This window comes from Paenibacillus oceani, assembly GCF_014705615.1.
Lineage (GTDB): Bacteria > Bacillota > Bacilli > Paenibacillales > NBRC-103111 > Paenibacillus_AB > Paenibacillus_AB oceani.
The window spans coordinates 84423-97432 of the sequence record NZ_JACXJA010000044.1; the positions used below are offsets into that span (position 1 = coordinate 84423).

General features: G+C 56.9%; 10 protein-coding genes and 1 pseudogene. 9 read left to right on the top strand and 2 right to left on the bottom strand.

Annotation, left to right across the window (positions count from 1 at the left end; translation table 11 throughout):
- Nucleotides 1-8: 8 nt before the first annotated feature.
- On the bottom strand, nt 9-635 hold the full coding sequence (locus IDH45_RS26925; RefSeq protein ID WP_190931243.1) for an alpha/beta hydrolase: 627 nt from the start codon (nt 633-635) through the stop codon (nt 9-11).
- Nucleotides 632-1582 (bottom strand): ring-cleaving dioxygenase, encoded by a 951-nt coding sequence (locus IDH45_RS26930; protein ID WP_190931244.1) that lies wholly within the window; start codon nt 1580-1582, stop codon nt 632-634. The genes IDH45_RS26925 and IDH45_RS26930 overlap by 4 nt, the downstream gene beginning before the upstream one ends.
- A gap of 580 nt (nt 1583-2162) precedes the next feature.
- Between IDH45_RS26930 and IDH45_RS26935 the strand changes: the two genes are divergently transcribed.
- The 9 genes and pseudogenes from IDH45_RS26935 (at nt 2163) to IDH45_RS26975 (ending at nt 12659) form a co-directional block, all read left to right on the top strand.
- Nucleotides 2163-3227: a Gfo/Idh/MocA family protein gene (locus tag IDH45_RS26935; RefSeq protein WP_190931245.1), complete on the top strand. Its 1065-nt coding sequence runs from the start codon at nt 2163-2165 to the stop codon at nt 3225-3227.
- A gap of 190 nt (nt 3228-3417) precedes the next feature.
- A complete protein-coding gene (locus IDH45_RS26940; RefSeq protein ID WP_190931246.1) occupies nt 3418-4524 on the top strand; it encodes a Gfo/Idh/MocA family protein in 1107 nt (368 codons plus the stop codon).
- Nucleotides 4525-4537: 13 nt separating this feature from the next.
- Nucleotides 4538-5341 carry a sugar phosphate isomerase/epimerase family protein gene (locus IDH45_RS26945; protein ID WP_190931247.1) on the top strand — a complete coding sequence of 268 codons (804 nt, stop codon included), beginning with the start codon at nt 4538-4540 and terminating at the stop codon, nt 5339-5341.
- Between the two features lie 384 nt (nt 5342-5725).
- Nucleotides 5726-7114: a sulfatase family protein gene (locus IDH45_RS26950; RefSeq protein WP_190931248.1), complete on the top strand. Its 1389-nt coding sequence runs from the start codon at nt 5726-5728 to the stop codon at nt 7112-7114.
- A gap of 115 nt (nt 7115-7229) precedes the next feature.
- The gene (locus IDH45_RS26955; protein ID WP_190931249.1) at nt 7230-8246 is read left to right on the top strand and encodes a Gfo/Idh/MocA family protein; all 1017 of its coding nucleotides are present in this window, start codon (nt 7230-7232) and stop codon (nt 8244-8246) included.
- 14 nt (nt 8247-8260) lie between these two features.
- Nucleotides 8261-8785: pseudogene (cysC, locus tag IDH45_RS26960) on the top strand (adenylyl-sulfate kinase); the annotation flags it as partial.
- Nucleotides 8786-8821: 36 nt separating this feature from the next.
- Nucleotides 8822-10237, top strand: coding sequence for a sulfatase family protein (locus IDH45_RS26965; RefSeq protein WP_190931251.1), 1416 nt, complete (start codon nt 8822-8824; stop codon nt 10235-10237).
- A gap of 70 nt (nt 10238-10307) precedes the next feature.
- The gene (locus tag IDH45_RS26970; RefSeq protein ID WP_190931252.1) at nt 10308-11219 is read left to right on the top strand and encodes an AraC family transcriptional regulator; all 912 of its coding nucleotides are present in this window, start codon (nt 10308-10310) and stop codon (nt 11217-11219) included.
- A gap of 36 nt (nt 11220-11255) precedes the next feature.
- Nucleotides 11256-12659 (top strand): sulfatase-like hydrolase/transferase, encoded by a 1404-nt coding sequence (locus IDH45_RS26975; protein WP_190931253.1) that lies wholly within the window; start codon nt 11256-11258, stop codon nt 12657-12659.
- The last annotated feature ends 351 nt before the right edge of the window (nt 12660-13010 follow it).

The following is a 13010-nucleotide window of genomic DNA, read 5'->3' on the forward strand; positions in this document are numbered from 1 at the left end:
CAGCGGGATTACTCGCCGGGCTTCCGGCTGCCGAACTTGCTGCGGAACCAGACGGCCGCGGCTTCCGCCTCCGAGGCGGTTAATTGATGACCGAACGACTCCCAGTGAACGTCGACCTCCGCACCGGCTCCGCGCAGCAGGTTCCCAAGCTCCTCCGTCTCGCCCGGAGAGCAGATCGGATCGTTCGTTCCCGCCCCGATAAATACCGGCGTCCCGGCCAGATCCGGCAGCGTCACTCCCCGGCGCGGCACCATCGGATGGTGGAGAATCGCACCGCGCAGTACGCGTTCGTGATGGAACAGCAGACTTCCTGCCAGATTCGCCCCGTTCGAGTAGCCGACGGCCACCAGATTCGAGCGGTCCAATTCATACCGGACGGCCGCCTCGTCCAGAAACCGCCTTACTTCATCCGTGCGGAACAGCAAATCCTCTTCGTCGAAGACGCCTTCCGCAAGACGCCTGAAAAAACGCGGCATTCCATTTTCAAGCACGTTGCCTCGAAGTCCCAAGTAAGACGAGTCCGGAGCGATCGCCCGGGCTAACGGCACAAGGTCCCGTTCGTTGCCTCCGGTGCCGTGAAGCAGAACAAGCGTCGGGGCCGCCGGATCGGCCCCTTTCTGAAAGAGATGGTTCATTTCACCTTCGCCTCCCGTTCGCGGACTTTTATCGGCAGCAAGTTCGCTTCGATCTGCGCCCGCTGCGGTTCGTACCATTCCGGCAGCATCAGCTTCTCCCCTAAAGCGCCGGTGTTCTCGTCCACGGCGAACCCTGGAGGGTCCGTAGCGATCTCGAACAAAATGCCGCCCGCTTCCCGGAAATACACCGCATTGAAATATTGACGGTCTATAACCGGTGTCGGCTGGTAGCCATGCTCCGTCACTTTCGTTCTCCACGCCTCGTGCTCGTCAAAATGTTTCGCCCGCCAGGCGATATGGTGAACCGTACCGGCTCCGCCGCTCCCCCAGTCCATATTGGCCAGCCGCACGTCAATAACGTTGCCAATCTCGCCATGTGCCCGAAACCGCACATATTCATCGGTGCTGTCCACCTTTTTCAGGCCGAGTATGCTTTCCAGCGCCTCGATCGTTTTTGCGGAATTGACGCTGTACAGAACCGCTCCGGCAAAACCTTTGATCGCCTTGTCCACCGGAATGCCTCCGAACGACCATGTGCTTGCAAGCCCTTCCTCCCGTTCCACCAGCTCCAGCCTCAGTCCTTCGTTATCGGAAAATTGCAGAACCTGTTCCGAGAAACGAACCGATTTCACGACCGGGACGCCGAAGCTGCCCAGCCGCTCCTCCCAAAAATCCAGCGATCTCGGAGGGACCGCGTACGAAGTAATCCCGGTCTGCCCTCCTCCGATCCTGCCTTTGCGCGAGCCGGGAAACGGAAAAAACGTAATGATCGTCCCCGGACTGCCCTGCTCGTTGCCGAAATACAGATGATACACTTCGGGAGCATCGAAGTTAATCGTCTTTTTAACCAGCCTAAGGCCTAACACGCCAGCGTAAAAATCTACATTTTCCTGCGGGCTTCTGGCAAATGCCGTAATGTGGTGAATGCCTGCTGTTTGCAAAGTCATCTTGAATCCCTCCTGCTTGATCGTAATGCCTGGCCCGGAATGAAGCGAATATTGCAGCTCCGGCTGCTGCGCTTTGTGAACATTCGTCTGCGACGGGGTTCCCTAAACTGCTGTCCTCTCATATAAAGACAGGGATAACGGCGTTGCAATCTACGAACGTTACAGCAGCTAATGAGCCGTCCGGTACCTATGGAAAGCCGCCTCTTACTGAAGGCCGGGCCGACATGGAATTCGAAAAACAGCGTTTCATTATTTTGCCCTCTCCCTTCTCCCGCATCCAACACTCCACTTTATCTTAAATATTATTATCTTAAATTAAAGATATCTGATTTTAAACGTTTTGTCAATATAGGTTTTGTGCCTGAACGCTTTTTGCTTTTTGCCTTTTGCCTTTTGCTTTTTGCTTTTGCAGCCTTACAGATAAGTTTTACATGCGGGCAGCCTCGTTCCGTCCCGATCGATCTTATTATTGTCCCGATCCACCATGAAACCGGCAAGGCCGACGATTATGATGGAAGTATGAAAAGCTCCTAGACCCAGTCATCCGGAAAACGTTTCTCCAATCGGAAGGAGTGTGAGCATGAGCGAACCGGTACGTATAGGCGTGTTAGGCTTTGCCCACGGCCATGTATCGACTTACTGCAGCGAATGGAACAACTCCGAGCTTGGCATTCAGGTTGTAGCCGGATGGGACCACGACCCGGCGAGACTGCGGAAAGCGTCGGAAACGTTCGGGCTGCAGCCTTATGAAGACGTATCCGCCCTGCTCGATCGGGACGATATCGCCGCAGTCGTGATCGCCTCGGAGACGTCGAAGCATGCCGATCTGGCCGAACAAGCGGCGGCCGCCGGCAAAGCGATTATTTTGCAAAAGCCGATGGCGCTTACGATCCGCGAGGCGGACCGGATCGTCGAGGCGGTCCGTAAGCACGGCGTACCATTTACGATGGCATGGCAGATGAGGGCCGACCCGCAAAATAGGCAGATGAAGCAATGGATCGACAGCGGCGAGCTCGGGCAGCTGTTCATGATCCGCCGAAGACACGGGCTCGCGATGGGGCTTCAGGAAAGTTTCGCCGACTCCTGGCATGTCCAGCCCGAGTACAACCGCGACATTTGGGCCGATGACGCCGCTCATCCGATTGACCTGCTCTATTACTGGCTGGGTGTTCCGGAAAGCGTAACGGCCGAGATCGAGTCGCTGTACAACCCGCGCATTCCGATGAATAACGGGATCGCCATCTTCCGCTATCCGGGCGGACCGATCGCCGAGGTGAACTGCTCCTTCACCTGTACAGCGGCGGAAAATACGACGGAGATTATCGCCGAACGCGGAACGATCGTGCAAAATTACGGCGACGCCACCAGCTGCAACATCGCCCGGCCGGGAGACGGGCCCGGGTTGAAACGATTCGAAGCGGCGACCGGCGTCTGGACGGCCAGCGATATCGAAAGCCCGCCTAATCACGGCTATCGCATACGCGGCTTGGCGCGGCCGCTGGCCGAATTTGTGCGGGGAGAACGGCCGCCTTTGGCTACGGCGGAGGAAGGGCGCACTTCGCTGCGCCTCGTGCTGGCTTGCTATGCTTCTTCGCTGCAAGGCCGGAGAGTGACGCTGGACGATCCGATGATCGAGCGTTTGTAAGCGATAACAGACTAGGAACCAATACGTAAAATCCATTATGTGACGAGAGGCAGGTGAAGCTTTCCGCCGCCTTGGTGCTATGCCGGTCATAGGTGGGAGTGAACGATGGTGTCGGCGAAGAGTCAACCCGCTTCCGATCCTCCTAATACGCCGGCATTGCACGGACCGGGCGAGCCGGGAAGCAGTGCGAATGGCATTAAAAATCGGGATAGTCGGATTAAACGGAATCGGTAAAAACCATGCGGCTTGTTATCAGGAGGATGACCTGGCCGACCTGATCGCGGTATGCGACGTCGTGAAGGAACGCGCGGACGCGGTCGCCGAGAAATACGGCGTAAAGGCGTATTACAGCTTGAAGGATATGATCGAAAACGAGCCGGATCTGCAAATCGTCGACGTAACGACCGGCGGAATCGACAATGGAAGCTGGCATTTCGAACCCGCGATGGAAGCGGTCAGCTACGGGAAGCATGTGCTCGTCGAGAAGCCGATCTGCCACGACGTGCAGCAGGCGCGCGAGCTGGTCGCTTATGCGGATAAGCAGAAAGTGTACCTCGGCTGCAACTTGAACCACTACTTCACCCCTCCTGCCGAGAAAGCGAAGCAATATGTGGATAACGGCGAGATCGGAGAACTGGTCTACTGCTTGACCAAGATGGGCTTTAACGGCGGGGAGCTGAATTACGCTCTGGCAGGTTCGCCGAAAATCAAAGGTCATCCATACTTTCATATGAAGGCGTTTCTGACTCATCCGTTCTCGGTTATGCGTTACTTCTGCGGAGACATTACGCACATCCAGACGTTCTCCGACCGTCCCGGCTTCCGCAGAAGCGCAGGCGACGTCATGGTGTCGATCAACAGCATTCACGTCAAATTCGCAAACGGCGGCGTCGGTTACCTGCTCAGCCAAAGAGGCGATGCGGTGTACGGTCTCGGCGGATGGTGGAGTGTCGAGATGGCGGGGACGCGCGGCACGTTTTGTATCGAGAACTGCGTAGAGAAAGTGTCGTTCTGGAAAGCGGAGAAAGGGATTCCGGCCATCAGCGTACAGAAGGAACCGGAAGTGACCCACTACGGAACGACCGATTTCAACCGGACCTTCAACAACCGGCTGCACGCCTTCCTCGAGGACATTTCGAACGGAGTGCCCCGCGATCAGCTTCGCGCGAACGGAAGGGATGCGCTGGCGGTGCTGGAATATACATTTGCCGTAATGGAATCGTACGAGCGGGGCGGCGAAGTCGTCAGACCGCATGCACTGCCGCCGCTGATCGGCGATCCGCACACGATGCGTTAAGGGGGACTACACAATGATTAAGCTTGGCGTCAATTCGGTCTTGTTCAAGCAATTCGACTTTGCCACCGCTGCCAAACAAATCGCGCTTTGCGGTTATGACGGAGTGGAAATATCGGCTATCCAGGGGATGTGCGAGCATCTCGATCTGAGCAGGTGGAAGGAACAGAAAAACGAGCTGCAGGCGATCGTTCAGGAGAACGGCCTTGAATTTCTGTCGACGGAGGTCGCCTCCTTAAGCGAAGAGCGGCTGCTGCCGGCATTCGAAGCGGCGGCGGAGATCGGCATACCGGTCATCAACGTCGGCCCCGGAGGCAAGCTCGGCGTCGAGGAAGATGTAGTCGCTTCGATCGACAAGCTGGGCCGCTTGTCCGAGAAAGCCGCCGATTTCGGCGTTACCTTATGCGTGAAAGCACACGTCGGCAACGCCATCTACAATACGCCCACGACGCTGCGGGCGATGAAGGAGATCGGCTCGGCCGCCTTCGGCATCGATATGGACCCGAGCCATATTCACCGCGCCGGCGAAAACGCCGAAGAAGCGCTGCCGGCCGTCCTTAGCCGGGTCAAACATATTCATATCCGCGACTGCAAAGGCCGGGAACGCGGACCGGGGCCGATCGAGATGCAGGCGTGCGGACGGGGCGATATCGATTTGTTCGGCTACTGCAAAGCGATGGTCGACGGCGGCTACAACGGCCCGGTCGTCCTCGAAGTAATCGGGGCGACTCCCGAGCATTCGCTCGCCCAGGTTTCGATCGTAGCGGCCGAATCGTACGGGTATTTGAACGCTTGCCTGAAACAGCTGGGCGCCCGCTGATCGATACGCTGCGGCTGAGCTTGCGAAGTGAGCGGTGAGCTTCCCCGCAGCTCATACTCAAAAACATACTATTTACCGCCTCATCTAATGAAATAAGCGATGTTTGTACCCTTTATTTTCGGCTTATTTAGAAGATCGAGGTATATAAGGGCGGTTTGCACCCCTTATTTCAACCAATTAGCCGGGTTTGCACGATTTTCACGGGAAATAAGAGTTTCAAATATTCAAATCGCTCTTATTTCCCTTTGCTAAGCGGTTTCGAACCAATTAAGAGGTACAAACCGCGCCTAATCGGCAGATACCTTTTACGCTCATAAGCAGGAGATGCGCCAAAAACCGGGCTCCTAACGCCGGACCGGGCATCCACTTTTAGGAGGAATCCAAATGTCAACCAAAAAACCGAATGTGATCCTATTCGGCATCGACAGTTTGCGCCGCGACCATATCAGCTCGTACGGCTATTCCAGGCTGACCACGCCGCACCTCGATAAAATCGCCTCGGAGGGCGTCCTGTTCGAGCAGCATTTCAGCCCCAGCATCCCTACCACCCCGGCGTATGCCGCGATGCTGACCGGCATGGACGTATTCGGAACCGATGTGGTCGCGCTCCGGCACAAAGGCCCGCTCGGCGACCATGTGCGCACACTGCCCGAGGTGCTCGGCGAGAACGGCTACAATACGACCTGCATCGGATTTACCGGCAATCCGTCGTCGCGCGGGTTTCAGACGTACCTGAACTTCGAATCCTGGCACCCGGACGAGACCGGACGCGCGCCGAAGGCGCAAAACCTGAACGAGGTCGCCATTCCCGAGCTGGAGCGGCTAGCCGCCGACGATAAGCCGTTCCTCCTGTTCCTGCGGCATATGGACCCCCACTCTCCTTACTTGCCGCCGCAGCCGTATGAGCGCACCTTCTACGGAGGCGACGAGAAAGATCCGTCCATCTCGTCGATGGAACCGGTATACGGGTTCAAGCCGTTTGCCGATTTTCTGAAATCGTGGATTCCCGAAGGCGTCACCGATCACGCCTATGTGACCGCCCAATACGACGGCGCCGTCGCTTATATGGATGCGTGCATCCAGTCGATCTTTGCCAAGCTGGACGCGCTCGGCATTACCGAAGAGACACTGATCGTCATTACGGCCGATCACGGCGAGACGCTGTACGAGCACGACTGCTACTTCGATCATCACGGCTTGTACGACTGCACGCTCGTCGTACCGCTGATTATTAAATATCCCGGCGTCGTTCCTGCGGGCAAACGGTGCTCGAGCGTATCGCTGATCCAGGACATTATGCCGACCGTGCTCGATCTGCTCGGAATCGAAACGAATATCCAGTTCGACGGACAAAACCTGGTAAAATGGATGAACGGGGACGAAATCAAACGGATCAGCGAATTTTATATTACCGAATGCACCTGGATGCGCAAGCACGGCTGGCGTACGCCGGAATGGAAGCTGATCCGCGCGCTGGAGCCGGACTTCCACTTCAAGCCGGAGATCGAGCTGTACAATCTGATCCACGATCCGGAGGAGAATCACAACGTCGCGGACCAGGAGCCGGAGATCGTGGCGCTTCTCGAGAAGCGGATGAACGATTATATCGCCAAGCGCGAAGCGGAAACGAACCGTGTCAATCCGATCTTCACGAACTTGAACTGGCACGGCAAAGGCAAGCCGTTCACGACTTCGCAGGAAGCGTACGACGGCATGTATATCGGTTCGATCGTCAACGCCCGGTCCCTTCAGGAGAAAAAAGCGGAGAAGTGAGAACGCGTAACCGGACGGCACCGATCGCCGATTCCCGGATCCTTCATAGAACACGAGCGTATTGCCTGAACAAGGCTCATTACACCGATCCGGCGTACGGAAAGGAAGGTTCACCATGATCAAAATCGCGGTGATAGGCGTTAATCATATCGGCGGCATTCATTGCCGCACGTACCGGCAGCATCCCGATACGGAGCTTGCGGCCGTCTGCGACCTGATGCCGGAGCGGGCGCAAAAAGCCGGGCTGGAATACGGAGTGCCCGCCTATACGGATATGGCCGAGATGCTGGCCAAGGAACCGATCGACGTCGTCATCGTGGCGACGTCCGGCGTAGAGAAAGGCAGTCACCATTACGCGCCGGTGATGGCGGCGATCGAAGCCGGCAAAGACGTGCTCGTCGAGAAGCCGATCTCGAACCGGATCGACGAGGCGAGACGGATGGTCGCATTCGCCCGCGAACGGGGCGTCCGGTTCGCCTGCAATCTGAACCACCGGTTCACGCCCGCCGCCTTTCGCGCGAAGGAGCTCGTTACGGAGGGAAAGCTGGGCTCTTCCCTCCTCTTCCTGAATATGCGACTGACGATTCAAAATCCGCAGGAGGATACGGAATGGCTCCACATGCGAGCGCTTCACCCCCATTCGATCGACGTGATGCGGTATTTCGGCGGGGACGTGGCACGGGTACAGTCGTTTATGACGAAGGCGCCGGGCCGCCAGTCGTGGTCGACCGTATCAGTCAATATGCAATTTGCCTCCGGAGCCGTCGGACATTTGACCGGCAGCTACGATATGTCGATGCGCCATCCGATCGAATATTGCGAAGTGGCGGGCAATGAAGGACGAATCGTCATCGACAACGTGTACGAAAGCATGACCTATTATCCGCATCATTCAGGCGATCTGACCGTATTCCGCAATCCGATCTTTAACGGGATGACGGGTTTTAACGATACGTTCCGGATTCGCATCAACCGTTTTGTGGAACAAATCAAGGCGGGCGTTGCCCCCGGCGATATCGATGCGTCGGGCGCCGACGCGCTCGCCGCGCAGGAGATTATCGAAGCCGCGATCCGCTCTCATGAGCTCGGCGGCCAGCCCGTCGATGTGCCGAAGCCGGAAGCTTCAACTTAGACCACCGGAGGAACGCTGACATGAATAAGCAAGCGAACGTATTATGGTTTACCGGCTTATCCGGAGCAGGAAAAACGACAACCGCCGAATATGTAAGAGACCGGCTGCTCGAACAAGGACGCCGCGTGGAGCTGCTGGACGGCGACGCGCTGCGTCAGACGATCTGTAAAGGGCTGGGCTTTACGCGCGAAGAACGGCTGGAAAACATTAAACGCATCGTTTATGTTGCGGGACTGCTGGCGAAGCATGAGGTGATCGTTCTCGTCTCGGCGATTACCCCCTACGCGGAGATGCGCGATTATGCCCGCAAGGAGCTTGCCGGATATGTCGAGATTTATGTGGAATGCCCGCTGGAAGAATGCGAACGGCGTGACGTCAAGGGGCTGTACGCCAAAGCGAGACAAGGCGAGTTGAAGCATTTTACCGGAATATCCGATCCGTATGAAGTTCCGCTCGCACCCGATGTGACGATCCGGACGTCGTCCGATTCGCTCGAAACGAACAGCGCCGCCATCCTAACGCGGCTCGGCCTGATGTAACCGCTTGACGAATGGGCCGATTAGGAGGAAACTGGAATGAAGATCATACTGATCTCGCTGGACACACTGCGCGCCTCCCGACTTGGCGCTTACGGTTATAACAAGCCGACCAGCCCGCATATGGACCGGATCGCCCGCGAAGGGGTGCTGTTCGAGCGGGCTTATGCCGCGGATATTCCGACCGAGGTGGCGCATACCGGTGTCTTTACCGGCAAAATCGGGCTGACCACCGGCGTCGTCTCGCACGGCTCGGAACTGACCGCCTTGCCGAAATCGACCGCATGGCTGCCCTCCCTGCTGCGGTCGGCCGGATTTACGACCTCCGCTGTCGATAATTTGTATCAATTGAAGGAATGGTTCGCCAGAGGGTACCGGTATTATATCAACAGCGTAGGCGGCAACCGCTGGATCGACGGCAAGACGATAAACGAGCTTGCTTTTCCTTGGCTGGAGCAGCATAAGGACGATTCGTTTTTTCTGTTCCTGCATTACTGGGACGCGCATACGCCGTATTTGCCGCCCCAAGAGCTGATACCGCAGTTTTACGATGTCGGACGCGATCCCCGGGACCCGGCCAACCGCAGCATGGAACAGGCTTACAACCATCTGGCCTATCCGTTCTTCAAGCATCATCATTACGATTTGATCGGCGCGGTGACCGACAGCGACTACTATGACGCGTTATACGACGCGGAGATCCGCTATCTGGACGACCGGCTGAAGGAGCTGGATGACCGGCTGGAGGCGCTCGGCATCCGCGAGGATACGCTGCTTGTCCTGTTCGGCGATCATGGAGAAAGCTTGACCGAACACGATATTTATTGGGATCATTGCGGGTTGTACGAGCCGACCGTACACGTTCCGGTCATTATGAGATGGCCCGGACGGATGCCGGAAGGCCGCCGGGTGCCGGGATTCGTCCAGCAGGTCGATCTGCTGCCGACGATTCTCGAAGCCGTCCGCCGCGAACAGCCGGCAGACATTCGCAGCGAGAAGCTGCAAGATCCGGACGGTCTGGACGGCAAAAGCTTGTGGCCCGCTATCGAGGGAACGGCCGACCGGACCCACGACACCGTTTATTTGAGCGAGTGCGCCTGGCAGGCGGCCAGGGCGATCCGGACCGACCGGTACAAGCTGATCCGGACTTACGATTCCGGCCCCTATATCCGGCCTGCGAGAGAACTGTACGACCTGCAGACCGACCCCGGGGAGACGGTCAATTTGGCCGACTCGCTGCCGGAGTTGGCGGATCGGCTCGAACGCGAGCTACTCGACTTCGTAAGCCGCAAGCTTAGCGGCCGGGAGGACCCGATGGAGCGGCAACTCCGGGAGGCCGGTCTTCCCTTCCGCAGACGGATCGAGCAAATTCTCGATTCCGCCGGACTATCCTGGGACGACTGGAAGCGCGATCCCCGCCGGGAACGTTTCGACTCGGCCGTTCATAACCGCTAACCGTTACGCATCAAAACCGTCATAAAGCGACCGGATGTTCGGAGTTATAGGGCGAGGAGTGAAGCAAAGGATGAAGGATATGATCAGAAGCAGCGGATTAATGAGAGAGGAATTCCCGTTTTGGATTACCCGGCATGTCCAAGGAGCGATCGCGGAGCACGGCCACGAATTCGTCGAGCTCGTATACGTCGTCGGGGGAAGCGGTTATCACATTTTCCAGGGGACGGAATATGAGATCGGGGCCGGAGACGTCTACATCATCAATCCCGGTGAAACCCATGCCTACTCCGTAAATCCCGGCGAACACATGGAAATCGTCAACTGTTTGTTCATGCCGTCCTTCATCCCCGACGCGCTTCTGAAGGAGCTGGAGATTACCGCTTCGATGGACTATTTCTACGTGCATCCGTTTATGAATCAGGATGTCCGCTTCAACCACCGGCTCAATCTGCACGGGCAGGATGCGGTATTCGTGCTCCAACTGCTGGACAGCATGATCCGGGAAATCGGCAACCGCGGTCTCGGCCACAAAACATTGATCCGGCTGCAGCTGATCGAGCTGCTCGTCCTTCTCTCCCGTTACTACTCTCTGATGCAAAACCGGGGGACGATTCCTTCTCCGCGCCAAGTTGACCGGGAAATAACGGCAAGACGCATTTACGGTTATATGGAACGTAATTACGACAAAAAGATCACGCTGGAATCGCTGGCCGGACTGTTCAATGTCAGCATACGCCAGCTGAACCGGCTCATGAGGCAGGAATTCGGCCGCAGCATCATCGATGTGCTGCATGACATCCGGATCGAACGGGCCAAACGTCTGCTGACCGAATCGGAAGAAAAAGTGATCACTGTCGCTTCGCTGGTCGGTTATGACGACCCTTCCTTCTTCAGCCGCCTGTTCCTCCGACATGTCGGCTGCCCGCCGAGCCGGTACCGCCAAGGGCTGGAACTGCGCCGGCTGCAGCGCGAAGTGCGTTGATTCCTGACTTGGGAAAGGAGACCTTCACGATCCGTTATGGGGAAAAGACGTCCGAATGTTCTGCTGATTACGGCGGACCAGCTCCGCTACGATTGTATCGGCTCCAGCGGCAAATATCCGGTCCGCACGCCGAATCTTGATCTGCTAGCTTCTCAAGGCGCCGTATTTTCGGGCGCTTATTCGCATATTCCGGTATGCGGACCGGCCAGGCAATCGCTGATGAACGGGCGAAGGGCCGAAACGTTCGGGGCATTATGGAACTTTAACGGAGCCCTACCCGTCGCCTCGCTCCAGCCCGATGGGTACAGCTGGGCACGAACGCTCGAAAGCAGCGGCTACGTGTCCGCTTTTCTCGGCAAATGGGGCGTTCATCCGACCTTGGACGCCACCGCTTTCGGTTACGGTTCGTATACCGGCGAAGCCGAATACGCCCGGTTCGTCAAGCAGCGCTATCCGTACGTGAAGTTCTCGAACGGATTTTTCGGCGAGGCGAGTCCGATTCCGCTCGAACATTCGCGCACCCATTGGCTCGCAGCGCGTGCCGAGGATCAGCTCGAGCTGCTGCACAATTCCGGGAAGCCGTGGCATATGGCGCTTCATTTCCCGGAGCCGCATCTGCCCTGCCGCCCTGCCGGGCATTTCGCCACCATGTACGATCCGGACACGGTTCCGCAGTGGGACGGTTTCGCGGAGACGTTCGCCGGGAAGCCGTATATTCAGAAGCAGCAGCTGCTGAACTGGGGGATCGAGAACTTTACCTGGAACGACTGGGCTCCCGTCGTCGCCCGGTACTACGGCATCATCAGCCAACTGGACGAAGCGGTCGGACGCGTGCTGCAGACACTGGACCGGCTTGGCGCCGCCGACGACACTCTCGTCCTTTTTACCGCCGATCATGGCGATATGTGCGGTTCGCACCGGATGATGGACAAACATTATATTTTGTACGACGATGTCGTGCACGTCCCACTGATCGTCCGGTACCCGGGCGTCGTGAAGGAAGGAACGGCGTGCGGCGGGCTCGTCTACAATTTGCTGGATCTCGCCCCGACGCTGCTCGACCTGCTCGGATTGCAGCCGGACGATCCGGATCACCTGCAGGGCCGTTCCTGGGCCAAACTGGTGAGCGGCGGACTGGACGACCCAGATTGGCGGGATGCCGTCGTGGCCTCGTATAACGGGCAGCAGTTCGGGCTGTATACGCAGCGGATGATCCGGACGAAGGAATGGAAATACATCTGGAATCCGACCGATACGGACGAATTGTATGAGCTGACGGCCGACCCGGCCGAGCTGACGAACCGGATCGGCGAGCCGGAGCTGGCCGGCCTCGTCGCCGGTCTGCGGCGCAGACTTTACGAGACGCTGGACGCGGACGGCGACGCGCTCGTCGCCAACGAATGGATGCGCCGGCAGCTGCTGGGCGGTAGCAAGCTATAGAGAGCTGGGAGCGATTCGTGAAGTCGCTCCTGTTTTTTTGCGGTTAAGAAGGTTTATTTTACAAAACATTAAAACGTGAAAACGCCAAATCGCAAAAACAGCAAAACAGCAAAACAGCAAAACAGCGAAACAGCGAAACAGCGAAAACCAAAAAAGTAAAACCAAAACAGTAAAACCAAAACAACAAAACCAAAACAACAAAACCAATACATTAAAAAAGTAAAATGGTAAACAGCAAGACGGTAAATCAGTAAAACAAAACGTAACTACTTAGGTACCTCAAAAAAGATGGTTTGAATGATGGGAAATTTGTGTAATGAAAAGTAATGGAACTATTTTTTAATAGGAGCG